The organism is Arhodomonas aquaeolei DSM 8974 (assembly GCF_000374645.1).
Lineage (GTDB): Bacteria > Pseudomonadota > Gammaproteobacteria > Nitrococcales > Nitrococcaceae > Arhodomonas > Arhodomonas aquaeolei.
In genome coordinates this window covers 53,787-76,725 of sequence record NZ_KB894804.1, presented here as the reverse complement: position 1 = coordinate 76,725, position 22,939 = coordinate 53,787, and the positions used below count along the sequence as shown (strand labels likewise).

23 protein-coding genes and 1 tRNA gene are annotated in these 22,939 nt (G+C 67.9%); 5 read left to right on the top strand and 19 right to left on the bottom strand.

Annotated features, from left to right (window positions below; all coding sequences use genetic code 11):
• Nucleotide 1: 1 nt before the first annotated feature.
• The 13 genes from nuoE to C516_RS0107150 all read right to left on the bottom strand — a co-directional run bounded on the left by nuoE (nt 2) and on the right by C516_RS0107150 (nt 10,145).
• A complete protein-coding gene (gene nuoE / locus C516_RS0107210) occupies nt 2-511 on the bottom strand; it encodes an NADH-quinone oxidoreductase subunit NuoE (protein WP_018717692.1) in 510 nt (169 codons plus the stop codon).
• Entirely contained in the window at nt 508-1,761 is a 1,254-nt protein-coding gene (locus tag C516_RS0107205) for an NADH-quinone oxidoreductase subunit D (RefSeq protein ID WP_018717691.1), read from the bottom strand. The genes nuoE and C516_RS0107205 overlap by 4 nt, the downstream gene beginning before the upstream one ends.
• Entirely contained in the window at nt 1,754-2,491 is a 738-nt protein-coding gene (locus C516_RS0107200; RefSeq protein ID WP_018717690.1) for an NADH-quinone oxidoreductase subunit C, read from the bottom strand. Before C516_RS0107200 ends, C516_RS0107205 begins: the two co-directional genes overlap by 8 nt.
• Nucleotides 2,492-2,506: 15 nt before the next feature.
• Complete coding sequence (locus tag C516_RS0107195; RefSeq protein WP_018717689.1) at nt 2,507-2,983, bottom strand: NuoB/complex I 20 kDa subunit family protein; 477 nt, start codon at nt 2,981-2,983, stop codon at nt 2,507-2,509.
• A complete protein-coding gene (locus tag C516_RS0107190; RefSeq protein ID WP_018717688.1) occupies nt 2,974-3,330 on the bottom strand; it encodes an NADH-quinone oxidoreductase subunit A in 357 nt (118 codons plus the stop codon). The genes C516_RS0107195 and C516_RS0107190 overlap by 10 nt, the downstream gene beginning before the upstream one ends.
• 174 nt (nt 3,331-3,504) lie before the next feature.
• Nucleotides 3,505-3,589, bottom strand: a tRNA-Leu gene (locus C516_RS0107185).
• A 72-nt stretch (nt 3,590-3,661) separates the two neighbouring features.
• Nucleotides 3,662-4,039, bottom strand: a complete 378-nt coding sequence (secG, locus tag C516_RS0107180; protein ID WP_018717687.1) for a preprotein translocase subunit SecG — start codon at nt 4,037-4,039, stop codon at nt 3,662-3,664.
• Between the two features lie 15 nt (nt 4,040-4,054).
• Nucleotides 4,055-4,822 (bottom strand): triose-phosphate isomerase, encoded by a 768-nt coding sequence (gene tpiA / locus C516_RS0107175; RefSeq protein WP_018717686.1) that lies wholly within the window; start codon nt 4,820-4,822, stop codon nt 4,055-4,057.
• A 57-nt stretch (nt 4,823-4,879) separates the two neighbouring features.
• Nucleotides 4,880-6,250: a phosphoglucosamine mutase gene (gene glmM / locus C516_RS0107170; protein ID WP_018717685.1), complete on the bottom strand. Its 1,371-nt coding sequence runs from the start codon at nt 6,248-6,250 to the stop codon at nt 4,880-4,882.
• A 75-nt stretch (nt 6,251-6,325) separates the two neighbouring features.
• A complete protein-coding gene (folP, locus tag C516_RS0107165; protein ID WP_018717684.1) occupies nt 6,326-7,192 on the bottom strand; it encodes a dihydropteroate synthase in 867 nt (288 codons plus the stop codon).
• A gap of 69 nt (nt 7,193-7,261) precedes the next feature.
• Complete coding sequence (gene ftsH, locus C516_RS0107160; RefSeq protein WP_156831160.1) at nt 7,262-9,172, bottom strand: ATP-dependent zinc metalloprotease FtsH; 1,911 nt, start codon at nt 9,170-9,172, stop codon at nt 7,262-7,264.
• 111 nt (nt 9,173-9,283) lie between these two features.
• Entirely contained in the window at nt 9,284-9,904 is a 621-nt protein-coding gene (gene rlmE, locus C516_RS0107155) for a 23S rRNA (uridine(2552)-2'-O)-methyltransferase RlmE (protein ID WP_018717682.1), read from the bottom strand.
• Nucleotides 9,885-10,145: a hypothetical protein gene (locus C516_RS0107150; RefSeq protein ID WP_156831159.1), complete on the bottom strand. Its 261-nt coding sequence runs from the start codon at nt 10,143-10,145 to the stop codon at nt 9,885-9,887. Before C516_RS0107150 ends, rlmE begins: the two co-directional genes overlap by 20 nt.
• Nucleotides 10,146-10,186: 41 nt before the next feature.
• Between C516_RS0107150 and yhbY the strand changes: the two genes are divergently transcribed.
• The gene (gene yhbY, locus C516_RS0107145; RefSeq protein WP_018717680.1) at nt 10,187-10,486 is read left to right on the top strand and encodes a ribosome assembly RNA-binding protein YhbY; all 300 of its coding nucleotides are present in this window, start codon (nt 10,187-10,189) and stop codon (nt 10,484-10,486) included.
• Between the two features lie 34 nt (nt 10,487-10,520).
• Here the strand turns inward: yhbY and greA are convergent, their stop codons facing one another.
• Genes greA through carA form a run of 3 tightly spaced genes read right to left on the bottom strand, consistent with a single transcriptional unit; the run spans nt 10,521 to nt 15,400 of the window.
• Nucleotides 10,521-10,997: a transcription elongation factor GreA gene (gene greA, locus C516_RS0107140; RefSeq protein ID WP_018717679.1), complete on the bottom strand. Its 477-nt coding sequence runs from the start codon at nt 10,995-10,997 to the stop codon at nt 10,521-10,523.
• Nucleotides 10,994-14,218, bottom strand: coding sequence for a carbamoyl-phosphate synthase large subunit (carB, locus tag C516_RS0107135; RefSeq protein WP_018717678.1), 3,225 nt, complete (start codon nt 14,216-14,218; stop codon nt 10,994-10,996). The genes greA and carB overlap by 4 nt, the downstream gene beginning before the upstream one ends.
• A gap of 30 nt (nt 14,219-14,248) precedes the next feature.
• The gene (gene carA / locus C516_RS0107130) at nt 14,249-15,400 is read right to left on the bottom strand and encodes a glutamine-hydrolyzing carbamoyl-phosphate synthase small subunit (RefSeq protein WP_018717677.1); all 1,152 of its coding nucleotides are present in this window, start codon (nt 15,398-15,400) and stop codon (nt 14,249-14,251) included.
• Between the two features lie 297 nt (nt 15,401-15,697).
• On the opposite strand from carA, the gene C516_RS0107125 reads away from it, so the two are divergent.
• The 3 genes from C516_RS0107125 to C516_RS0107115 are packed head-to-tail and all read left to right on the top strand — an operon-like array spanning nt 15,698 to nt 18,802.
• The gene (locus C516_RS0107125) at nt 15,698-16,648 is read left to right on the top strand and encodes an ABC transporter ATP-binding protein (RefSeq protein WP_018717676.1); all 951 of its coding nucleotides are present in this window, start codon (nt 15,698-15,700) and stop codon (nt 16,646-16,648) included.
• An 11-nt stretch (nt 16,649-16,659) separates the two neighbouring features.
• Nucleotides 16,660-17,442, top strand: coding sequence for an ABC transporter permease (locus tag C516_RS0107120; protein ID WP_018717675.1), 783 nt, complete (start codon nt 16,660-16,662; stop codon nt 17,440-17,442).
• A 34-nt stretch (nt 17,443-17,476) separates the two neighbouring features.
• Nucleotides 17,477-18,802: a nicotinate phosphoribosyltransferase gene (locus C516_RS0107115; protein ID WP_018717674.1), complete on the top strand. Its 1,326-nt coding sequence runs from the start codon at nt 17,477-17,479 to the stop codon at nt 18,800-18,802.
• 62 nt (nt 18,803-18,864) lie between these two features.
• Here the strand turns inward: C516_RS0107115 and C516_RS0107110 are convergent, their stop codons facing one another.
• Nucleotides 18,865-19,200, bottom strand: coding sequence for an H-NS histone family protein (locus tag C516_RS0107110; protein ID WP_018717673.1), 336 nt, complete (start codon nt 19,198-19,200; stop codon nt 18,865-18,867).
• Between the two features lie 437 nt (nt 19,201-19,637).
• Here C516_RS0107110 and C516_RS0107105 point away from each other — a divergent pair, with 437 nt between their 5' ends.
• Nucleotides 19,638-20,864 (top strand): hypothetical protein, encoded by a 1,227-nt coding sequence (locus C516_RS0107105; protein ID WP_156831158.1) that lies wholly within the window; start codon nt 19,638-19,640, stop codon nt 20,862-20,864.
• A 9-nt stretch (nt 20,865-20,873) separates the two neighbouring features.
• Here the strand turns inward: C516_RS0107105 and pdxH are convergent, their stop codons facing one another.
• A complete protein-coding gene (pdxH, locus tag C516_RS0107100; protein WP_018717671.1) occupies nt 20,874-21,467 on the bottom strand; it encodes a pyridoxamine 5'-phosphate oxidase in 594 nt (197 codons plus the stop codon).
• A complete protein-coding gene (locus C516_RS0107095) occupies nt 21,464-22,822 on the bottom strand; it encodes an NfeD family protein (RefSeq protein ID WP_026321004.1) in 1,359 nt (452 codons plus the stop codon). Before C516_RS0107095 ends, pdxH begins: the two co-directional genes overlap by 4 nt.
• Nucleotides 22,823-22,939: the final 117 nt, after the last annotated feature.

Here is a 22,939-nt window from a genome sequence, read left to right as displayed (position 1 = left end):
GCTACTCCAGGTTCTCCAGGATCTCGTCCACTTTCTCCGGCGTGAGGTTCGTGTGATAGACCTCATCGACAAGCATCATGGGCGCGCCCGTGCAACCGGCGAGACACTCATCCTCGTGCTTGAGGGTGACGCGCCCGTCCGCGGTGGTCTCCCCCACCGTGATGCCGAGACGCTCCTCGATATGGGCGAGGAGCTCCTCGCCGCCGCGGAGCATGCACGAGACGTTGGTGCAGACGTTGACCTTGTGGCGGCCCACCGGCGAGGTGTCGAACATCGAGTAGAAGGTGGCGACCTCATAGACCTTGGTCGTGGGCAGCCCCAGGTACTCCGCCACCGCGTCGATGAGCTCCCGGGACAGCCAGCCGCCGTTACCCTCCTGGGCAATGTGCAGCGCCGGGATCACGGCGGAACGCCGCCCCTTGTCGTCGTCCGGGTACTTCGCGAGCCAGTGGTCGATTTCCTCGCGCTGGTGCGCGGTGAGGTACTTTTCCGCCAGTTGCTCCGAACTCACCGGTCGACCTCCCCGAATACGATATCCAGCGTGCCCATGATGGTCACGACGTCAGCGATCATGTGCCCGCTCGCGAGTTCATCCATCGCCGCCATGTGCGGGAACCCGGGGGCACGGAGTTTCACCCGGTAGGGCTTGTTCGCGCCGTCGGAGACGAGGTAGCAGCCAAACTCGCCCTTAGGGGCCTCGACCGCGGCATAGACCTCGCCCGACGGGACGCTGTAACCCTCGGTGAACAGCTTGAAGTGGTGGATGAGGGACTCCATGTCGTCCTTCATCTGCTCACGGGTCGGCGGCGTGACCTTGTGGTCCTCCAGCCGAACCGGACCGTCGTTGCGCCGCAGCCAGTCCACGCACTGCTTGATCAGGCGCACCGACTGGCGCATCTCCTCGATGCGCACCAGGTAGCGGTCATAGCAGTCGCCGTTGGTGCCCACCGGGATATCGAAATCGAGGCGGTCGTAGACCTCGTAGGGCTGCTTCTTGCGCAGGTCCCACTCGATCCCCGAGCCGCGCACCATCGGCCCGGTAAAGCCGAGCTGCAGTGCGCGCTCCGGCGAGACCACGGCAACGTCGACGAGCCGCTGCTTCCAGATCCGGTTGTCGGTGAGGAGGGTCTCGAACTCGTCGATCACCTTCGGATAGCGCTCGCAGAAGGCGTCGAGGAAGTCGAGCATCGACCCCTCGCGATCACGGTTCAGCCGCTTGAGGTCGGCCTCCGAGCGGTGTGGCGAGGGCTCGTAGCGGCTCATCTGCTGCGGCAGGTCACGGTGGACACCGCCCGGGCGGTAGTAGGTCGCGTGCATGCGTGCCCCGCTGACCGCCTCGTAGCAGTCCATGAGCTCCTCGCGCTCACGGAAGGCATAGAGAAAGACCGTCATCGCACCGACGTCCAGTCCATGGGCGCCGATCCACATGAGGTGGTTCAGGATCCGCGTGATCTCGTCGAACATCACGCGGATGTACTGGGCACGGACCGGCGGCTCGATGCCGAGCAGCTTCTCGATGGCCGACACGTATCCGTGCTCGTTGCACATCATCGAAACGTAGTCGAGCCGGTCCATGTAGCCGATACTGTGGTTGAACGGCTTGGTCTCGGCGAGCTTCTCCGTCGCACGGTGCAGCAGGCCGATATGGGGGTCGGCCCGGCGTACGACCTCGCCGTCCAGCTCGAGCACCAGACGCAGCACACCGTGTGCGGCCGGGTGCTGGGGACCGAAGTTGATCGTATAGCTGCTGATCTCAGGCATCAGCGCCACCCTCCTGCTGCGGCGCGGGCTGCGCGTAGCGATTGTCCTCGCGAACCACGCGGGGCACGGTCACCCGCGGCTCGATACTGACGGGCTCGTAGACCACGCGCCCGCGCTCCTCGTCGAAACGGACTTCGACATTGCCGATCAGCGGGAAGTCCTTGCGGAACGGGTGCCCGACAAAGCCGTAATCGGTGAGGATGCGCCGCAGGTCCGGGTGGCCGTCGAAGACGATGCCGTAGAGATCGAAGGCCTCGCGCTCGAACCAGTTCGCGCAGCTCCAGATCGGAACCACGGAATCGACGACCGGGAAGTTGTCATCCGCGGCATAGCAGCGCACCCGCACGCGGTGATTGTGGCTGAGCGAGAGCAGCTGGTAGACGGCCGCGAAGCGCCGCCCGGTGCTGGAATGGATCTCCTGCACCCCATAGATGCCGGTAAGGCCGAGCCGCCCGGTGGTAAACCCGTCGACACCACGACTGAAGCCCACCGAAGTGGCCTCCTCCGTTATCCACTCGTCGTCACCGTAGGCGGCGTAATCGACGCCGGCGATGTCGATGAGCTGCTCGAAGCGCAGCGACTCGTGGTCGCGCAGCTCCAGCATCGTCGCGTAGAGATCTTCGGGGCGGACCTCGATGTCCACCTCGTCGCGATCGATAACCAGCTTCGCAATCTTCTGCCCAAGCGCCTGCTCGAGACGCCCGGCGAGCTCTTCCGCGGAAAGGGCCATGAGAACGCGCTCTCCTCAGCGGGCGATGGTGTTGGTGCGGCGGATCTTCTTCTGCAGCTGAATGATGCCGTAGAGCAGCGCCTCCGCCGTGGGGGGGCAGCCGGGCACGTAGATGTCCACGGGCACGATGCGGTCACACCCGCGCACCACCGAATAGGAGTAGTGGTAATAGCCGCCGCCATTGGCGCACGACCCCATCGAGATCACCCAGCGTGGCTCCGCCATCTGGTCGTAGACCTTGCGCAGCGCCGGCGCCATCTTGTTGACGAGGGTACCGGCCACGATCATCACGTCGGACTGGCGCGGCGACGGCCGGAAGATGACACCGAAGCGGTCCATGTCGTAGCGCGCCGCACCGGTATGCATCATTTCCACCGCGCAGCATGCCAGCCCGAAGGTCATGGGCCAGAGCGACCCCGTGCGCGCCCAGTTGATCAGCTTGTCAGCAGAGGTCGTGACGAACCCCTGCTCGAGAACGCCTTCTACTCCCATTCCAGCGCCCCCTTCTTCCACTCGTAGAGAAACCCGACCAGGAGGATGCCGACGAACAGGGCCATGGCGCCGAAGCCGAACAGGCCGACCTTGTCGAGCACGATCGCCCACGGGAAGAGAAAGGCGATCTCCAGGTCGAAGATGATGAACAGAATGGCCACGAGGTAGTAGCGCACATCGAACTTCATGCGCGAGTCCTCGAAGGCCTCGAAGCCGCACTCGTAGGGCGAGAGCTTTTCGTCGTCCGGCCGCCTGGGCCCGAGGATGAACCCGAGCACCGGCAACAGCACGCCCAGCCCTACAGCGAGCACGATAAATACGAGGATCGGTAGATACGATTCAACCATGGACCGCCTGCCCCAACACTCAAGGAAAACGCCCGCGAGGATGGATGTGGGCGCCGGCAAACCGGGAGCAGTGTAGGGCAGGAGTGACGCCGCTGTCAACTTGCGGCCTCGCCTTTTTCCCTTTAAAAACAAGGAGATAGCGCGGGGCATAGGCCCCGCGCTCAAGGCGATGGTTGGTGCGGATGGCCGGACTCGAACCGGCACGGCTTGCGCCACTGCCCCCTCAAGACAGCGTGTCTACCAGTTCCACCACATCCGCTTCAGGAAAGCGTGATCGGCTCACCAGCCGAGGAGCGGGCAATATACCAAAGAGCCCGCCCGCCGACAACGCCTATTCGGACGGTGCCGGGGCCGGCGCCGGCTCCCCGCCGCCCGCTGCGCCCGACGAGCCGGAAGACGACGTTTCGGGCTGGGCCGGGGCCTGCTCCGCCGGCGCGGCCTGGTCGGACTGCATGACGCTACCGACCTCGTCGAAACTGCCGGAGAGCATCGCCAGCACCAGGCTGGTGACGAAAAAGCCGGCCGCCAGAACGGCGGTAACCTTGCTGAGGAACGACGCCGCGCCGCGGGCGCCGAACACCGTGCCCGACGCGCCACTGCCGAAAGCGGCACCGGCGTCGGCCCCCTTGCCGTGCTGCAGCAGCACGACCCCGACCAGCGTCAGGCAGACCAGTACGTGGACGGCAAGAAGGATGCTGTATAAGGACATGCGTTGCGCCCCAAGTTAAACGGGACCCGTCCGGTCGCCCTTGACGGCGGCCCGACAGATCGAAAGAAAATCATCAGCGTTCAGCGACGCCCCGCCGATCAGCCCGCCATCGACGTCATCGAGCGAGAACAGCGCCGCCGCATTACCCGGCTTGACGCTGCCGCCATAGAGCAACCGTACGGCGGCAGTGTCCACCCCGGCCGCGGCGAGATGGCGGCGGATCCCGGCGTGAACCGCCTGGACCGATTCCGGGTCCGCGCTGCGTCCGGTACCTATCGCCCAGACCGGCTCGTAGGCGACGACACCGCGGGCCACCCCTTCGGCGCCCACGGCATCAACAACGGCGTCGATCTGACGGGCGATGACATGCGCCGTCTTACCCGCGTCCCGCTCCGCGAGAGACTCCCCCACGCACAGGATCGGTGTCACCCCGGCCGCCAGGGACGCCCGGAAACGTGCGCCGACCAGGGCGTCGGACTCCCCGTAATGCTCGCGCCGCTCGGAATGGCCTGCGAGGGCGTATCGACAACCGAACTCGGCGAGCATCGACGCGCTCACCTCACCGGTGTACGCCCCCTCGTCCGCGTCGGCGACGTTCTGGGCGCCGACGTCCACGGCAGCCCCCGAGAGAAGCCCGGACACATCGGCGATGTGCACCATCGGCGGCAGCACCGCCACCTCGACGCCCCGGGGAACACCCGCCGCGACCGCATTCGCCAGGGCCCGGGCCCCGGAGCGGTCCCCGTTCATCTTCCAGTTGCCGACCACGAGGGGCTGTCGCATGGAGCCGTCCGAAACGAGGCTGAAAGCGCGCAAGGTTACCCAGCACGCCGGTCAAAATCAATCCGCACCCAGGCGCTCGCCGGCCATCTCCTCCGCCACCCGGTCCGCCAGCCAGCGCGCCGCACGCGCGACCGAGCCGGCGTCGGGGGCCTCCACCATCACGCGAATCAGTGGCTCGGTGCCGGAAGGGCGAAGCAGCACGCGACCAGTCTCTCCCAGAGACGCCTCGACCTCCTCGATCGCCGCCACGATGCCGCCAACCCCCAGGGGGTCACGGCGCTCGGCGATACGGACGTTGACCGTCTCCTGAGGCAGGCGCTCCATGCCGCGGCGCAGCTCCGCCAGCGACCGGCCGGTGCGCACGGCGTAGCCCAGGACCTGGAGCGCGGACACGACGCCGTCCCCCGTGGTGGTCCGGTCGAGGCAGACGATGTGCCCGGAGGACTCGCCGCCCAAGATCCCGCCCGCCTCGAGCAGCCGTTCCAGGACATACCGGTCACCGACCCGGGCACGTTCGAAGGCCACCCCGCGGTCACGCAGCGCCAGCTCCAGCCCCAGGTTGGACATCAGCGTACCCACCACCGGGCCACGGAGCTCGTCCCGCTCCTGGCGCTCGCGGGCGATGATCCAGAGCAGGTCATCACCGTCGAGGAGCTCCCCCTCACCGTCGACCATAATCACCCGGTCACCGTCGCCATCCAGCGCAATACCGGCGTCGGCACCGCGCTCGCGCACCTCGCGGCAGAGCGTTCCGGGGTGCAGCGAGCCGCAGTCGACATTGATGTTCAGCCCGTCCGGCTCGGCACCCAGCGCAGTGACCTCGGCACCGAGCTCCCGGAACACCGCCGGCGCCACTTGATAGCCCGCACCGTTGGCGCAGTCCACTACCAGGCGCAACCCGGAAAGGTCGCGATCCGCGCGCAGGGTGTGCTTGCAGAATTCGATATAGCGCCCGGGCGCGTCGACCAGCCGGTAGGCCTTGCCAAGACCCGCCGAGTCCACCGTCTCCAGAGGACGCTCCAGGTAGTCCTCGATGCGCGCCTCGGTGGCGTCGTCGAGCTTGCGCCCCTCTGCGGAGAAGAACTTGATGCCATTGTCGTAGTGCGGGTTGTGGGAGGCACTAATGACGATGCCCGCGTTCGCCTGCAACGTACGCGTTAGGTAGGCGATCGCCGGTGTCGGCATCGGGCCGAGGAGCTGGATGTTCACGCCCGCCGCCGACAGGCCCGCCTCCAGGGCCGATTCGAACATATAGTTCGACAACCGGGTGTCCTTGCCGATGACCACCTGGTTGTTCGCGCCGCGCCCGGCAAGCACACGCCCGGCCGCCCAGCCCAGCTTGAGCATGAAGTCCGCGGTAATGGGATATTCACCGACACGGCCCCGGATGCCGTCGGTCCCGAAGTAACGCCTGCTGTCCTCGCTCATGGGAGCACGCCCTCCGTAGGGTTCACCGCGCGGCCCTACCCGGCCGCCCTGAACGACGCGCCCCGCGACGCCGGATCAGCCATTCGCCGCCTCCGGCACCCCATCATCCGGAGCGGCGACACTGTTGACCACCTTAAGCGCGTCCACCGTGGCTGCGACGTCGTGGACACGAATGATGCGCGCGCCGGCAGCGGCGGCCAGCACCGCAGCGGCGATACTGCCGGCAACCCGCTCCTTGGGCGGGCGGTCGACGAGCTCGCCGATGAAGGACTTGCGCGAGAGACCGACAAGCACCGGGAGGTCCCCGCCGGTCAGCTCCGCGAGACGACGCAGCAGCCCGGCGTTGTGCTCATGGCGTTTACCGAACCCGAACCCGGGATCCAGGATCAGCCGCTCCCGCGGCACACCGCCGGCCACGCACGCGTCGACGCGCTCGCGCAGGAACCGGGCGACGTCGTCGACGATGTCGTCATAGTGGGGATCGCGCTGCATGTTCCGCGGCGTGCCCTGCATGTGCATCAGGCATACCGGCAACCCGGTGTCCGCGGCGGCCACCACTGCGCCGGGCCGCTGCAACGCCATCACGTCGTTGATCAATCCGGCGCCGGCGCCAGCCACGGCGCGCATGACCTCCGGCTTGGTCGTATCCACCGACAGCGGCACCGGCAGCTCGCCGGCCAGCGCCTCGACCACCGGGACGACCCGGGCCAGCTCCTCGTCCACCGGCACGTCCTCGGCCCCAGGGCGCGTGGACTCGCCGCCGATATCGATAATGTCGGCGCCCTCGGCGACCATCGCCCGCGCCCGGGCGAGCGCGTCGTCCCGGGCAACGAAATCACCCCCGTCCGAGAACGAATCGGGGGTGATATTGAGAATCCCCATGACCGCCGGCCGGGAGATATCCAGCGGCCGGCCGCCACAGTCGATGACCCGTCGTGTCATGTCCGTAGTTGCAATCCCCTTGGTGCGAACCACGGCACCGGGCGCGCTCGCCCGGTGCCGCCTACTGCTTCAGTGCTCGCTGGCCGGGCGCCCGACCTTGCCGGAGTCGGACTCCGACTCGCCGGCGCCCTCGCCGCCCGTGCTCGGCTGCGCCGGCCCCTGGGTATCCTCCGGGGGCCGCGGCGGGCGACCGTTCATGATGTCCTGGATCTGCTCATGGTCGATGGTCTCGTACTTCATGAGCGCATCGGCCATCGCGTGCAGCTTCTCCATGTTCTGCTCGAGCAGGTTCTTGGCGTGACGGTAGTTCTCGTCGATGATCCGCCGCACCTCCTCGTCGATCGCATGGGTCGTCTCGTCGGAGACCTGCTTGTGCTGCGTGACCTGATGGCCGAGGAAGACCTCGCCCTCGTCCTCGCCGTAGGACTGCGGCCCCATGCGGTCCGACAGACCCCACTTGGTCACCATGTTCCGGGAGATCTCCGTCGCGCGCTGGATGTCGTTCTGGGCGCCCGTGGTCACCCGGTCCGCGCCGAAGATGATCTCCTCGGCCAGCCGGCCGCCGAACAGGCTGGCGATCTGGCTGTTGAGACGGCGCTTGGTGTAGCTGTAACGGTCCTCCTCGGGGAGGAACATGGTCACGCCGAGCGCCCGCCCGCGCGGGATGATGGTGACCTTGTGCACCGGATCGTGCTCCGGGGAGAGCAGGCCCACGATGGCGTGGCCGGACTCGTGATAGGCGGTCAGGCGCTTCTCGTCCTCGGTCATGACCATCGACTTGCGCTCCGCGCCCATCATGATCTTGTCCTTGGCGTCCTCGAAATCGTGCTGGTCCACCACCCGCTTGTTGCGGCGCGCGGCGAACAGCGACGCCTCGTTGACGAGGTTCGCCAGGTCGGCACCGGAGAAACCGGGCGTGCCCCGGGCGATGATCCGCGCGTCCACGTCGTCGGCCACCGGCACCTTGCTGATGTGCACCTTGAGGATGTGCTCGCGACCGCGCACATCGGGCAGCGGCACCACCACCTGACGGTCGAAGCGGCCCGGGCGCAGCAGCGCCGGATCGAGCACGTCCGGACGGTTGGTGGCGGCGATGACGATCACGCCCTCATTGCCCTCGAAGCCGTCCATCTCGACGAGCATCTGATTGAGCGTCTGCTCGCGCTCGTCGTGACCGCCGCCGAGGCCCGCGCCGCGCTGGCGGCCCACCGCGTCGAGCTCGTCGATGAAGATGATGCACGGCGCGTGCTTTTTGGCCTGGGCGAACATGTCGCGCACGCGGGAGGCACCGACGCCGACGAACATCTCGACGAAGTCCGACCCGGAGATGCTGAAGAACGGCACCCGGGCCTCACCGGCGATGGCCTTGGCGAGCAGCGTCTTGCCCGTGCCGGGCGGACCGACCATGAGCACGCCGCGCGGGATCTGGCCGCCCAGGCGCTGGAACTTGGAGGGATCACGCAGGAACTCCACAAGCTCCATGACGTCCTGCTTGGCCTCCTCGACGCCGGCGACGTCGGCGAACGTGACCTTCACCTGTTCCTCGGACATCATACGCGCCCGGCTCTTGCCGAACGACATGGCACCGCGGCCACCGCCGCCGCCCTGCATCTGGCGCATGAAATAGATCCACACGCCGATGAGCAGCAGGAACGGGAACCAGGAGATGAGGATCTGCAGCAGGATGCTGCGCCCCTCCTGCGGCTCGGCGTTCACGGTCACGCCGTTGTCGAGCAGCGTACCGATCAGCGCCCCGTTATCCGTCTCCGGGCTGTACGTGGTGAACTGCTGACCGTTGCCCTGCTGACCGCGGATGACGGGGCCCTTGATGGTTACCCGCTCGATGTTCCCCTGCTTCACGTCGGAGAGGAACTGGGAGTACGGGATCTCCCCCGGGCTCATGCTGTTGCCCTGGAAATTGCTGAACACGGACATCAGCACAATGGCGATGACCACCCAGAGGATTAGATTTTTCGCCATGTCGTTCAAGGCTCGTCACCTCGATCTGGTGCCATGCGCATGCCGCGCAAGGCACAAAATGTCTGCCACCGGCCCGCACGCCGGGCCGCCTTCGGCGTTGCCGCAACGTTACTACGAGTGTAACTGACGCGCCAACAGAAAGACCTCCCGGCTGCGCCCCCTGGAGGCGCCGGGCTTACGTGTCGCCACGCTCGAGAAGGAGCGCCGCAGCTCACCGAGGAAGGCATCGAACCCCTCCCCCTGGAAGGTCTTGACCAGGAAGTCGCCACCCGGTTCCAGATTGTCCGTCGCGAACGCCAGCGCCAGCTCCGCGAGGTACATCGCCCGGGGCTGGTCCACGGCCTTCTGCCCGGAGATATTGGGGGCCATATCCGAGAGCACAAGGGAGACCGGTTCGCCGGCCAGTGCCTCATCCAGTGCCGCGAGGGCCTCGTCCTCGGTGAAATCCGCCTGGATGAAGGTGACATCCGGCAGCGGATCCATCGGCAGGATGTCCAGCGCGACCACCCGGCCGCGCCCCCGGAGGCGATGGGCGCAGTACTGTGCCCAGCCGCCGGGCGCCGCCCCCAGGTCGACGATATTCCGTCCGGGCCGCACCAGGCGGTCCCTGCCGTCGATCTCGGCGAGCTTGAACGCCGCCCGCGAGCGCCAGCCCTCCTTCTGGGCTCGCTGCACGTAGGCGTCGTCGAAATGCTCGCGCAGCCAGCGCCGGCTACTCTTGGTGCGTGCCATCGCCCGTCTCCGCCTGTTCGTCGGCCAGCGCCCGCTGCTCGGCGAGCCGAACCCGCACGGCGATCCAGCCCCCGGCGCCGAACCCCACGACGGCGAGCAGGACCAGCTCGACCCAGCGCCCGAGGTCCAGACCGACGATCAGCAGTGCCGCCACGACACCAAAGATCATGACCACGCCCAGCTCGTAGCGCAGACCGGCGAACGCCGCCGGTCGGCGATCGCCATCGTCGCGTGCTACCATCTCGTCACCGCGCTTTCCGGACATCGGGATCAATCACCAGCATGCAGTCTCTTACCGAAACCCAGCGCCGCTATCTGCGCCGCATGGGCCATGACCTCAAACCCGTCGTTCGCACCGGCAGCGCCGGACTGACCGAGGGTGTGCTTACCGAGCTCGAGCGCGCCCTGCACGACCACGAGCTGGTCAAGGTCAAGCTCGTCGCCGACGACCGCGCCCAGCGTCGTGCGTTCATCGAGCGCATCGTCGAGGCCACCGGCGCCGTCGAGGTTCAGGCCATCGGCCACGTCGCGCTGTTCTACCGCCGCAACCCCGAGCGGCGCGAGCCCATCGCGCTGCCCTGAGGCGGCGGCCCCGCCGCCGCGGGGCGGCGTCCGCTCACTCGTAGCGCACCGCCACGATCTCGTAGCTGCGGGTCCCGCCCGGGGCCTGCACCTCGGCGATGTCGCCCTCCTCCTTGCCGATCAGGGCGCGGGCGATCGGCGACTGGATGGAGATCAGGCCCTGCTTGATGTCGGCCTCGTCCTCGCCGACGATCTGATAGGTCTTCTCCTCGCCGGTGTCCTCGTCGGCGAGATCGACGGTCACGCCGAAGACCACCTTCCCGTTGGCCGGCAGGCTCGCGACGTCGATCACCTGGGCGTTGGCGAGCTTGCCCTCGATATCGGCGATCCGGCCCTCGATGAAACCCTGCTGTTCGCGGGCGGCATGGTACTCGGCGTTCTCCTTGAGATCGCCGTGCTCGCGCGCTTCCGCGATGGCCTGGATGACCCGCGGGCGATCCTCGTGCTTGAGGCGGTCGAGCTCGGCGCGGAGCTTCTCCGCGCCCTTGACCGTCAGCGGCGTCTTGCTCATGCGCTCGCCTCCTTATAGAGGTCCTGAAGGGCGTTCACGTCGCCGTGCTCGGAGTAGCCCAGTGCCTGGACGGTGGCGCGGGCACCCGACAGGGTCGTGGTGTAGCAGACCTTGTGGTGCAGCGCCTCGCGCCGGATCGAGAACGAATCGGCGATGGCCTGACGCCCCTCGGTGGTATTGATGATCAGCGCGATCTCGTCGTTCTTGATCGCATCGACAATGTGCGGCCGACCTTCCGTGACCTTGTTGATCACCTCACAGTCGATCCCGGCCTCCCGGAGCACCCCGGCGGTGCCCTGGGTGGCGACGATGGTGAAGTCGCGGCGGAGCAGATCGCGGGCCACCGCGACCACGGCCCCCTTGTCCGCATCGCGGACGCTGACGAACGCCTTGCCCCCGTCGCGGGGCAGCACCACGCCGGCGCCGACCTGGGACTTCGCGTAGGCCTCGCCGAAATCCCGGCCCACGCCCATGACCTCGCCGGTGGACTTCATCTCGGGGCCGAGGATCGGGTCGACCCCCGGGAACTTGATGAACGGGAAGACCGCTTCCTTCACGCTATAGTAGGCCGGAACCGCCTCCCGCGTGTAGCCCTGCTCCGCCAGGCCGCAGCCGGCCATGCAGCGCGCGGCGATCTTCGCCAGCGGCACGCCCGTCGCCTTGGAGACGAACGGCACGGTGCGCGAGGCCCGCGGATTGACCTCCAGGACGAAGATCTCCGGCCCCTTGATCGCGAACTGCGTGTTCATCAGCCCGACCACGCCGAGCGCCCGGGCCATCGCCCGGATCTGCTCGCGCAGGCGGTCGATGGTCTCCGGCGCCAGCGTGTACGGCGGCAGCGAGCATGCGGAGTCGCCGGAGTGCACGCCGGCCTGCTCGATGTGCTCCATGATGCCGCCGATGAGCACGTCCTCGCCGTCACAGATGGCGTCGACGTCCACCTCGACGGCATCGTCGAGGAAGCGGTCGAGCAGTACCGGCGACTCGTTGGAGACCTTCACCGCCTCGTTCATGTACTGCACGAGCTCGGACTCTTCGTAAACGATCTCCATGGCCCGGCCACCGAGCACGTAGGAGGGCCGCACCACCAGCGGATAGCCGATCTCGGCGGCCAGCCGCAGGGCCTCGTCGGCGCTGCGGGCGGTGCGGTTCGGCGGCTGCTGCAACCCGAGCTCGCCGATCATGCGCTGGAAGCGCTCGCGGTCCTCGGCGAGGTCGATGGAGTCCGGCGTCGTGCCGATGATGGGTGCCCCGAAACGCTCCAGGTCACGGGCGAGCTTGAGCGGCGTCTGCCCACCGTACTGGATGATGATGCCCTCCGGGCGCTCCGTCTCCACGATCTCGAGCACGTCCTCGAGGGTCAGCGGCTCGAAGTACAGCCGGTCGGAGGTGTCGTAGTCGGTGGACACCGTCTCCGGGTTGCAGTTGACCATGATGGTCTCATAGCCATCGTCGCGCATGGCGAGTGCGGCGTGGACGCAGCAGTAGTCGAACTCGATGCCCTGGCCGATGCGGTTGGGACCGCCGCCGAGCACCATGATCTTGGCCCGGTCCGACGGCGCGGCCTCGTCCTCCTCCTCGTAAGTGGAGTACATGTAGGCCGTGGCCGTGGCGAACTCGGCGGCACAGGAGTCGACCCGCTTGTAGACCGGGCGGATGCCCAGCCGGCGGCGGTGGGCTCGCACCTCGTGCTCGTTCCAGCCCACCAGGCGCGCGATCCGCGCGTCGGAGAAACCTCGGCGCTTGAGCTGGAACAGCCGCCGGGCATCGAGGGCGTCGGCGCCCTGCTCGGCGATATGCCCCTCCCAGGCCATCAGCTCCTCGAGCTGGGCCAGGAACCAGCGATCCACCCAGGTGTGCTGGTAGACCGCCTCCAGCTCGAAGCCGGCGCGGAAGGCGTCGGCGAGCCAGAGCATGCGCTCGGGCCCGGGCAGGCGCAGCTCCTGGGTAATGCGCTGGGCGGCGTCGTCGCGGCCCGCCTCGATGCGCGGGTCGAGCCCCTCCAGGCCGTTCTCCAGGCCGCGCATCGCCTTCTGCAGCGATTCCTGGAAGGTCCGGCCGATGGCCATGACCTCGCCCACCGACTTCATCTGGGTGGTGAGCACCGGCTTGGTCCGGATGAACTTCTCGAACGTGAACCGCGGGATCTTGGTGACCACGTAGTCGATGCTCGGCTCGAACGAGGCCGGCGTCCGGCCGCCGGTGATCTCGTTGCGCAGCTCGTCGAGGGTATACCCCACCGCGAGCTTGGCCGCGACCTTGGCGATCGGGAAGCCGGTGGCCTTGGAGGCCAGCGCGGAGGAACGCGACACCCGCGGGTTCATCTCGATGACCACCATGCGCCCGGTCTCCGGGTCGATGGCGAACTGCACGTTGGAGCCACCGGTCTCGACGCCGATCTCGCGCAGCACCGCCAGCGAGGCGTCGCGCATGATCTGGTACTCCTTGTCCGTGAGCGTCTGCGCCGGCGCCACGGTGATGGAGTCGCCGGTGTGCACGCCCATGGGATCGACGTTCTCGATCGCGCAGACGATGATGCAGTTATCCGCCTTGTCGCGGACGACCTCCATCTCGAACTCCTTCCACCCCAGAACCGACTCCTCGATGAGCAGCTCGTTGGTGGGCGAGAGGTCGAGGCCGCGCTCGCAGATGTCGACGAACTCCTCCTTGTTGTAGGCGATGCCGCCCCCGGAGCCGCCGAGGGTGAACGAGGGCCGGATGATCGTCGGGAAGCCGATCTCCGCCTGCACCTCCAGCGCCTCCTCCATGCTGTGGGCGATGCGCGCGGTGGCCGTGGCCAGGCCGATGTTCTCCATCGCGGCGCGGAAGGCCTCCCGGTCCTCGGCCTTGTCGATGGCGGACTTGGTGGCGCCGATCATCTCCACGCCGTGACGCTCGAGCACGCCGTAGCGGTCGAGGTCGAGGGCGCAGTTCAGCGCGGTCTGCCCGCCCATGGTGGGCAGCACCGCGTCCGGGCGCTCCTGCTCGATGATCCGCTCGACGGTTCGCCAGTTCACCGGCTCGATGTAGACACGATCGGCCATCTCGGGATCGGTCATGATGGTCGCCGGATTGGAGTTCACCAGGATGACCCGGTAACCCTCCTCGCGCAGGGCCTTGCACGCCTGCGCGCCGGAGTAGTCGAACTCGCAGGCCTGGCCGATCACGATCGGGCCGGCGCCGAGGATAAGGATGCTCTGGATATCGGTACGCTTGGGCATCGTCGCTCTCTGCTGTGCCGGCGGGCCGCCTCAGGCGGTCTCGCCGCGATAGGCGCGAATGAGGTCCACGAAGTGCTGGAACAGCGGTGCCACGTCACGGGGCCCGGGACTCGCCTCGGGGTGGCCCTGGAAGCTGAACGCGGGCCGGTCACTCAGCTCGATCCCCTGCAGGGTCTCGTCGAACAGCGAGCGATGGGTGACGCGCACGTTCGCCGGCAGCGTGGTCTCGTCGATGGCAAAACCGTGGTTCTGGCTGGAGATCATGACCCGGCCCGTATCGACGTCGAGGACCGGGTGGTTCGCGCCGTGATGGCCGAACTTCATCTTCTCCGAGCGCGCGCCCACGGCAAGGCCCAGGATCTGATGGCCCAGGCAGATGCCGAACACCGGCACGCCGGCATCCAGGAACGCCCGGGTCGCCTCGATGGCATAATCACAGGGCTCCGGGTCACCGGGCCCGTTGGACAGGAACACCCCGTCCGGCGCCATCGCCATGACCTCGGCGGCCGGCGTGGTCGCCGGCACCACCGTAACGCGGCAGCCGTAGTCGACCAGCAGCCGCAGGATGTTGCGCTTGATGCCGAAATCATAGGCGACGACGTGCCAGGAGAGCTCGTCGTCGCCACGGGGGCTGACCTCCACCTCGCCGTCGTCCAGCGACCAGGTGCCGAGGCGCCACTCGTAGGGCCGGGCCGCCGAGACCTCGCGCGCGAGATCCATGCCCTTGAGACCGGGGAAGCCCCGTGCACGGGTCACCGCCGTCTCGTGATCGGCATCGCCGGTGATGATGCAGCCGTTCTGCGCGCCCTTCTCGCGGAGCAGCCGCGTCAGGCGGCGGGTATCCACACCGGCGATCGCGACGATCCCCTGTCGCGCGAGGTAGGCCGGCAGGTCCTCGCGGGAGCGCCAGTTGCTCACCCGCGGCGGCAGGTCACGGATGATCAGCCCGGCGAGCTGAACACCGTCGGCCTCCTCGTCCAGCGGGGTCGTGCCCGTGTTGCCGATGTGCGGATAGGTCAGGGTCACGAGCTGGCGGCTGTACGACGGATCCGTGCAGATCTCCTGGTAACCGGACATCGCGGTGTTGAAGCAGACCTCGCCGACGGTCTCACCGTCCGCGCCGATCGCCTCTCCCTCGAAGACCGATCCGTCCTCCAGTGCCAGAATGGCAGGCGTGTTCAAGGGGGATCCTCCACTGCTCGCAAAAACGGGAGGGATCCGCCGTCAGATCGCCTCCCGTTGGCACAGGTTTGGCATTAGCGCCGATTCGGAGTGTAACGCCGTAATTTTACGGGGACACCGCCGAGGTGTCCATCCTGCCGGCCGCCCGCTTCCCGGGGCGGGCAAGTAGCCTTCTACCGGTCGAATGCCGTATGATCGCCGCTCATTGGCATTCCCCGCGGGCGTCCGCCACGTCCGTGCGGTGATGCCCATGCCCCGCACCCGAAACCCACTCATCTCGACCCCGGGACATCACGCATGAAGGCGCTATCGCTGCGTCAGCTCAACAAGACCTATGCCGGCGGCGTGGTCGCGCTGCGCGACGTCAACCTCGACGTCGAGCCCGGCGACTTCTTCGGCCTGCTCGGCCCCAACGGCGCCGGCAAATCGACCATCATCGGCATCATCAGCTCGCTGGTACGCAAGACCAGCGGCGAGGTGGAGGTCTTCGGCCACGCCATCGACCGCGACCCCTGGGGGGCGAAGACCAATATCGGCCTCGTGCCCCAGGAGTTCAATTTCAATCACTTCGAGACCGTCAGCCAGATCGTGCTCAACCAGGCCGGCTACTACGGTATTCCGCGGAAGGTGGCGCGTGAACGCGCCGGGCGCTACCTGCGCGAGCTCGGCCTGTGGGGCCGGCGCAACGTGGTCTCGCGGACCCTGTCAGGCGGCATGAAGCGGCGCCTGATGATCGCCCGCGCGCTGATCCACGAGCCGCAGGTGCTGATCCTCGACGAGCCCACCGCGGGCGTGGATATCGAGCTGCGCCGCTCGATGTGGGAGTTTCTGCGCAAGATCAACAGCGAGGGCACCACCATCGTGCTCACGACCCACTACCTCGAGGAGGCGGAGTCGCTGTGCCGCAACATCGCGATCATCGATGACGGGCGCATCATCGAGAACACCAACGTGCGCGCGCTGCTGCGCCGGCTGTCCACGCAGAGCTACATCCTCGACATCGACTGCCCGATCGAGCAGGTACCGAGCATCGAGGGCTACCGTGTGTTGCCGCTCGACGACGGCACCCTGGAGGTGGAGGTCCACGTAGAGCAGGGGCTCAACCCGCTGTTCCGCGCCCTGGACGCCGCCGGCGTCGGTGTGGTGAGTCTCAAGAACAAGGCCAACCGCCTCGAGGAGCTGTTCGTGCGCATGCTCGAACGCAATGCACCCGAGGAGTCCGGCGCCGCCGCGCCGGCGAACCGCTAGGGGGAGATCGCGTGCAACCCGCCTACCTTCAACAGACCCTGGTCGCACTGGCGACCATCGCCCACAAGGAAACCACCCGTTACCTGCGCATCTGGGTGCAGACCCTGGTGCCGCCGGCGATCACCATGTCGCTGTACTTCGTGATCTTCGGCAACCTCATCGGCTCCCGCGTCGGACCGATGGCGGGCTATTCCTACATGCAGTTCATTGCCCCCGGCATCATCATGATGTCGGTGATCACGAACAGCTATTCCAACGTGGTTTCCTCGTTCTTCGGCGCGAAATTCCAGAAACACATCGAGGAGATCCTCGTTTCGCCTACGCCGAACTACACCATCCTGATCGGCTACCTCGCCGGCGGTGTCGGCCGCGGCCTGCTCACCGGGCTGATTGTGACCTTCATCGCCACCGGCTTCGCAGATCTCAGCGTACACAATGTCTGGATCACCGGCTCGGTGGTCTTTCTCACCGCTGTGCTGTTCTCGCTGGGCGGCTTCATCAACGCCGTGTTCGCGCGCAAGTTCGACGACATATCCATCGTGCCCACCTTCGTTCTCACGCCCCTGACCTATCTCGGCGGTGTCTTCTATTCGATCCAGCTGCTGCCGGACTTCTGGCACGGGGTATCGCTGGTGAACCCGATCCTCTACATGGTCAACGCCTTCCGCTACGGGATTCTCGGCACCTCGGACATCCCGATCGGGACCGCGTATGGCATCATCATCCTGTTCATCGTCGGCCTCACCGCATTCAGCCTCTATCTGCTGAACCGCGGCGTGGGGCTGCGGACCTGAGTCCCGGCGGGCCACGCTGTTTGGGAGGACATTGATGGAACTGGAGCGTTCGCCGCTGCTCACCGACCTCTACGAGCTGACGATGCTGCAGACGTACTACGAGCACGGCATGACGCAGCCCGCCGTCTTCGAGCTGTTCCTGCGGCGCTCGCCCCGGCGCGGCTGCTTCCTCGCGGCGGGCCTGGAGCAGACACTGACGTGGCTCGAGGGCCTGCGCTTCGACGAACGCGAACTCGCATGGCTCGACGACAGCGGCCTGTTCAGCGCGGCGTTCATCCGCCGGCTCGCGGACCTGCGTTTCACCGGCGAGGTCCGCGCAATGCCGGAGGGGACGATCTGCTACCCCGAGGAGCCGCTGGTGCAGATCATCGCCCCGCTACCCGAGGCGCAGCTGGTCGAGTCGCGCCTGATGAACATCGTCCACTTCCAGACACTCATCGCCACCAAGGCGCTTCGCTGTGTCGAGGCCGCCGGCGGCCGGCGCGTGGTGGACTTCGGTCTGCGCCGCGCCCACGGCGGCGAGGCCGGTATGTGGGCGGCCCGGGCCTGCTATCTAGCAGGCTTCGGTGCCACCGCCACCACCCTCGCCGGGGCCGCCTACGGGATCCCGGTGACCGGCACCATGGCGCACTCGTTCGTGCTCGCCCACGATGACGAGGCGACCGCCTTCGAGCGCTTCGCCCGCAGTCACCCGGACAACGTCGTCCTGCTCATCGACACCTTCGACGTCGCCGAGGGGGCGCACAAGGCCGTCGCTCTCGGGCACCGGCTCGCCGACAGCGGTATCCGTGTCCAGGGCGTGCGCATCGACAGCGGCGACCTGAGCGCCCACGCCCGCACGGTGCGCCGGATCCTCGACGACGGCGGCCTCACCGACACCCTGATCCTGGTCAGCGGCGGCCTGGACGAGGAGCGCATCGCCGCGATCGTGGCCAGCGGCGCACCGGTGGACGGCTTCGGTGTCGGCTCCAAGGTCGACACCTCCGCCGACGAGCCCTTCCTCGACTCCGCCTACAAGCTCCACCACTTCGGCGAGCGGGCGCGCGCCAAGCATTCCGAGGGCAAGACGGACCTCCCCGGCCTCAAGCAGGTCTACCGCCGGTACGACGACGGCGGCCGATTCGCCGGCGACGTCATTGCACTGGCGGACGAGGGCTACGAGGGTGAGCCGCTGCTGGTGCCGGTGATGCGAAACGGAGAGCGCCTGGACGGCGGTGCGGAAAATGGACTGGAGGCGGCACGGGCACGCACCCGCGAGCAACACGGCCTGCTGCCTCCGGGCGCTGGCGCGCTGGCCGCGCCGGGGGAATCCCCGGTAACGGTCAGCCCGGCCCTGCAACGGCTGGCGGCGCGGACCTAGGCATCCCGCGCCATGCCGGAGGGCCGGTGTGGTGCGGCCCGGCCGCACCACACCGCGGCGGATCACTTGATCCGCAGATCCTCGAGTGAGCGGCCCGCGGCCTCCCATTCCTTGACCCAGACCGGCTTACGGCCGCGACCGGACCAGGTCTTGGTCTCGTCCTCGGGATGGCGGAACTGGGCCGGCGCCTTGCCGCCACTGCGGCGGCGCGTCTGCTTGGTGCCCTGCCCGGCCACCAGCTCGTTGAGATTGAAGCCATAGCGCTCGGCCACCTGCTTCAGCTCCTGCTGCGCCTTTTTCGCGTCGTCACGGCGACGGGACTCCAGCGCCTTGTCGATGTCCTTTTTCAGCTCGCGAAGCTGCTGGGAGTCGTACTTCGAGAGATCCAGATCCGCCATTTTGTTCTTTCCTCTGCAATAACCAGCCAGTGTGTTCGAAAAATTCGCCTCCCCACGCGATAACCGGCCGGCGGTATCCGGGGGTGACGAAATATGACCGTGGCGGCAACACCCCATACTCCCCGTTAAACGATCGAGTGAAGTGCCGGTTTCACGATCCGATCAATCCATGATCGCATATTATTAAATCGCAGACAGAGGCGGGAGACAATTGTAATTTTTTGAGATTGTTCACGTCCTTGAATTCCGACGCCCTGATTTCCATCAATTAGACGAAAAAGGACGAAACGCCCCGGGCATAATGCCGCGGTCCACGCAGGATACGGCTTAATTCGGCACGCGCAGGCGGGCATAATGGGTGCCGCTGATTCGGGGCCGCGCCGTTACGCCTGACCCCGACCACCGCCCAGATGCCGATCACGGAGATACGCCAGATCATGCAAGCCGCCCTGTCCGCGACCCCCGCCGTGCTCACCATCGAACTCGATCCGGAGGTCGTCGCCCGCGGTGCCCGCCCCCCGGAGCCGCTCAGCCGGGACGCCGCCGAGGTCCTCGGCCAGGCCGTCGCCGCCGACCTCCACCGCATTCTCGGCGAGACCGTGACCGAGGCCGGGCTCATCATCGCCGGCGGCCTGTACGACCTCACCGAGCTGCTCCAGCCCGGCCTGCCCATGACCGAGGCCCTGCTGGAGGTCTACCGCGGCAGTCTGCGCGGCGCGCCGTTCACCCCGCACCGGCTGAGCCTGGGCTGCGCCGGCGGGCGCTTTCCGCTGCCGGCAGTGGCGCCGCGCCGCAGCCCGGGCGCCGGCCCGATGCTCGCCCTGCCCTTTGCGCTGGTCGCGCCGGGCCCGACACTCGATACCGTGCGGCAGGTGGTCGAGGAGCGGCTGCTCGAGCGTGGCGCGCCGGCCCTGGCCACGGACCAGGTCGTGCGCCAGCAGTTCGGCCTGGAGCCGGTCAACCTCGCCTACGCGAGCTTTCACGACCTCAGCGCCCTGCTCAAGGTCCAGCTCGAGCACGCCGGGTTCGGATCACTGTGGGCCCTGCTGGAAGGCGCGCTCTACCGCCCGGACGAGCCGGTGGCGATACATACGGAAGAGGGTAATACCTTTCTCGGCCTCCACGGCCGTGCATGGACACCGTTCCTCACCCTGGACGAGTGGGCCCGGCACATGGGCAGCGACGACCCTGCCGGCTACGACGACTGGCTGCGGCGCCAGCGTCAGTACACCGCCGGACTGACGGCCCACGGCGTCGAGGTGACCCCGACGCTCCCGCGTCCGGGGGTGTTCAGTGATAATGCGGAGATGGCCATCACCGTTGCGGATCAGGCCTCGCTGGCGGATACCACACAGCGCCGCGAGCCCCGCGACGGGGACCCGGCCTTCGGGAACGCCACGGCGATCACGCTCACCGAGCAGCGCCTGCCCGGCGTCGGGCCCTTCGCCTACACGGTGCTCGCCCAGCGCGATGACGGCGCCATCGCCTATCTGGGTAACGACTACCCGATGGCGCCCGAGGCGGTGCCGGCGATCCAGGCCCACTGGCGGGAACGCGCCGAGGCCCTCGGCGCGGGCTTCCACGTGGAGCAGCCGGCCACGGCGGTCACCGGCGGCGAGCCGCCGCAGCTCATGCCCTGGCTCGATTACCAGGGCAGCGCCTGAGCGGGCGGGTCAGGGGTTGAGCAAGGTATGGTGCCAGGCGCTGTCCTCGCACCAGAAGCGCTCGCGGTGATGTAGCCGGCCGTTGCGCCCGGACCAGAACTCGATCATCTCCGGAACCAGGCGGTAGCCGCTCCAGTGCGGCGGCCGCGGCACTTCCCCGTCGGGATAGCGCTCCTCATAGTGGCGGACACGTTCGTCGAGCTCGGCACGGGTAGTCAGCGGCTCCGACTGGTGGGACGCCCAGGCCCCGATCTGGCTGAGCCGCGGGCGTGACGCGAAGTAGGCGTCCGCCTCGGCGTCCGTGACGGGCTTGACCGGCCCCTCCACGAGCACCTGCGCGAGTAACGGCTGCCAGAAGAAGGTCAGCGCTGCGACCGGATTCTCGGCGAGCTGCCGGCCCTTGCGCGAGCGCGTGTTGGTGTAGAACACGAAGCCGTCCTCATCCACCTGCTTGAGCAGCACGATACGCGCCGAGGGCCGCCCGTCCGCACCCGCGGTGGCCAGGGTCATCGCCGTAGGCTCGCCCACGGCCTCGTGGGCCCGCGCCCGGTCGAACCACTCCCGGAACTGGGCCAGCGCCCGCTCAAAGGTCTTATCGCTCATAGATCCTCGCTGTCTGCTGACTCGGCTGTGGAATCGGCCGGCTCCACGTGCAGGCGCAGTCCGTCGACGGCAACCACGCGCACCGGCGCGCCGGCGGTCATCGGCGTGTCGCAGTCGGCCCGCCAGAGCTCGCCGAACACGCGGACGTGACCCGCCCCGGGGAAGCCGCTGACAACCCGCCCGCGGGCGCCAACGAGCTGCTGCTGCCCGGAGACCACCGGGCGGCGGTACGCCCGCGCCGCGAGCGTACCGGTCGCGAACAGCAGTATCGCGCTACCCAGGGCCACACCGACCACCAGCGCCAACGATAACCGAAATCCCGGCGCCTCCGTGTCGAATAACATCAAGGAACCGGCGACGAACGCCACCGCGCCGCCCAGGCCGAGGATTCCGAACGAAGGCGCGAATGCCTCCGCGAGCATGAGACCGACCCCGAGCAGGATCAGCCCGAGCCCGGCATAGCTCACCGGCAGCACCTGCAGCGCGTACAGCGCCAGCAGCAGCGCGATGCCGCCGATCACGCCGGGCACCACCGCGCCGGGGTTGGCGAGCTCGAAGATCAGCCCGTAGATGCCGATGAGCATGAGGATATAGGCGAAATTGGGATGGGCGATAGCCGCCAGCAGCCGGGTCCGCCAGTCCGGGCTGCGGTCCACGACCGTGGCGCCACGGGTGTGCAGCGTCCGCTCGCCGGCGGCGGTCTCCACGCGCCGGCCGTCCAGGGTGGCGAGGAGCTCGTCGCGGTTGCCGGCGAGGAGCTCGACCACCCCGGCCTCGCGGGCGGCGCCGGCCTCCAGGCTGGCACCCTCGCGCACCGCCTTCTCCGCCCAGTCGCCGTTACGCCCGCGCAGCTCCGCCAGGCCGCGGATGTAGGCGACGGCGTCGTTCACCATCTTCCGGTGCAGCGCATCCCCGTCGCCGCTCCCGCCCTCGTCACCCGAGGGCGTGGCACCGCCGCCACCGAGACGCACCGGGGTCGCTGCCCCGAGGTTCGTCGCCGGGGCCATCGCGGCGACATGGGAGGCATAGAGGATATAGGTCCCCGCGCTGGCCGCGCGGGCCCCGGCAGGGGCGACCCAGGCAACGACCGGCGTGCGCGCGGCGAGGATCCTCTGCACGATCCCGCGCATGGCCTGGTCCAGCCCGCCGGGCGTGTCCAGGCGCAGGATGACCGCCTCGACGCCGGCCTCGTCCGCGGCCGTTATCTCCTCGTCCACGTAGGCGGAGGTGACCGGCCCGATCGGCCCCTCGACCGACAACTCCCAGACAGTGGACGCCGCCGCACGCCCGGCTGCCGCAAGGGCGAGCACGGTGAGGACCATTGCGATCAGGGCTGTACGACGACAGGCTTTCATGCCCCAATGATGGCACACGCGGCGCCGTCGGGTGCGGATATGACAGGGGCCGGAAAAACAAAACCCCCGGACGATACCGGGGGTCGGGTCCGCGAAGGGCGGCGGCAGGCGCCCGCC

Coding starts and splice junctions, on each gene's coding strand:
- glmM (WP_018717685.1), bottom strand. CDS start 6,250: ATGAGCGAGGACAGCAGGCGTTACTTCGGGACCGACGGCATCCGGGGC.
- tpiA (WP_018717686.1), bottom strand. CDS start 4,822: ATGCGACAGCCCCTCGTGGTCGGCAACTGGAAGATGAACGGGGACCGC.
- rlmE (WP_018717682.1), bottom strand. CDS start 9,904: ATGGCACGCACCAAGAGTAGCCGGCGCTGGCTGCGCGAGCATTTCGAC.
- pdxH (WP_018717671.1), bottom strand. CDS start 21,467: ATGAGCGATAAGACCTTTGAGCGGGCGCTGGCCCAGTTCCGGGAGTGG.
- C516_RS0107125 (WP_018717676.1), top strand. CDS start 15,698: ATGAAGGCGCTATCGCTGCGTCAGCTCAACAAGACCTATGCCGGCGGC.
- ftsH (WP_156831160.1), bottom strand. CDS start 9,172: ATGGCGAAAAATCTAATCCTCTGGGTGGTCATCGCCATTGTGCTGATG.
- C516_RS0107110 (WP_018717673.1), bottom strand. CDS start 19,200: ATGGCGGATCTGGATCTCTCGAAGTACGACTCCCAGCAGCTTCGCGAG.
- C516_RS0107150 (WP_156831159.1), bottom strand. CDS start 10,145: ATGGTAGCACGCGACGATGGCGATCGCCGACCGGCGGCGTTCGCCGGT.
- folP (WP_018717684.1), bottom strand. CDS start 7,192: ATGACACGACGGGTCATCGACTGTGGCGGCCGGCCGCTGGATATCTCC.
- C516_RS0107200 (WP_018717690.1), bottom strand. CDS start 2,491: ATGGCCCTTTCCGCGGAAGAGCTCGCCGGGCGTCTCGAGCAGGCGCTT.
- yhbY (WP_018717680.1), top strand. CDS start 10,187: ATGCAGTCTCTTACCGAAACCCAGCGCCGCTATCTGCGCCGCATGGGC.
- secG (WP_018717687.1), bottom strand. CDS start 4,039: ATGTCCTTATACAGCATCCTTCTTGCCGTCCACGTACTGGTCTGCCTG.
- C516_RS0107115 (WP_018717674.1), top strand. CDS start 17,477: ATGGAACTGGAGCGTTCGCCGCTGCTCACCGACCTCTACGAGCTGACG.
- C516_RS0107095 (WP_026321004.1), bottom strand. CDS start 22,822: ATGAAAGCCTGTCGTCGTACAGCCCTGATCGCAATGGTCCTCACCGTG.
- C516_RS0107205 (WP_018717691.1), bottom strand. CDS start 1,761: ATGCCTGAGATCAGCAGCTATACGATCAACTTCGGTCCCCAGCACCCG.
- C516_RS0107190 (WP_018717688.1), bottom strand. CDS start 3,330: ATGGTTGAATCGTATCTACCGATCCTCGTATTTATCGTGCTCGCTGTA.
- C516_RS0107195 (WP_018717689.1), bottom strand. CDS start 2,983: ATGGGAGTAGAAGGCGTTCTCGAGCAGGGGTTCGTCACGACCTCTGCT.
- C516_RS0107105 (WP_156831158.1), top strand. CDS start 19,638: ATGCAAGCCGCCCTGTCCGCGACCCCCGCCGTGCTCACCATCGAACTC.
- carB (WP_018717678.1), bottom strand. CDS start 14,218: ATGCCCAAGCGTACCGATATCCAGAGCATCCTTATCCTCGGCGCCGGC.
- greA (WP_018717679.1), bottom strand. CDS start 10,997: ATGAGCAAGACGCCGCTGACGGTCAAGGGCGCGGAGAAGCTCCGCGCC.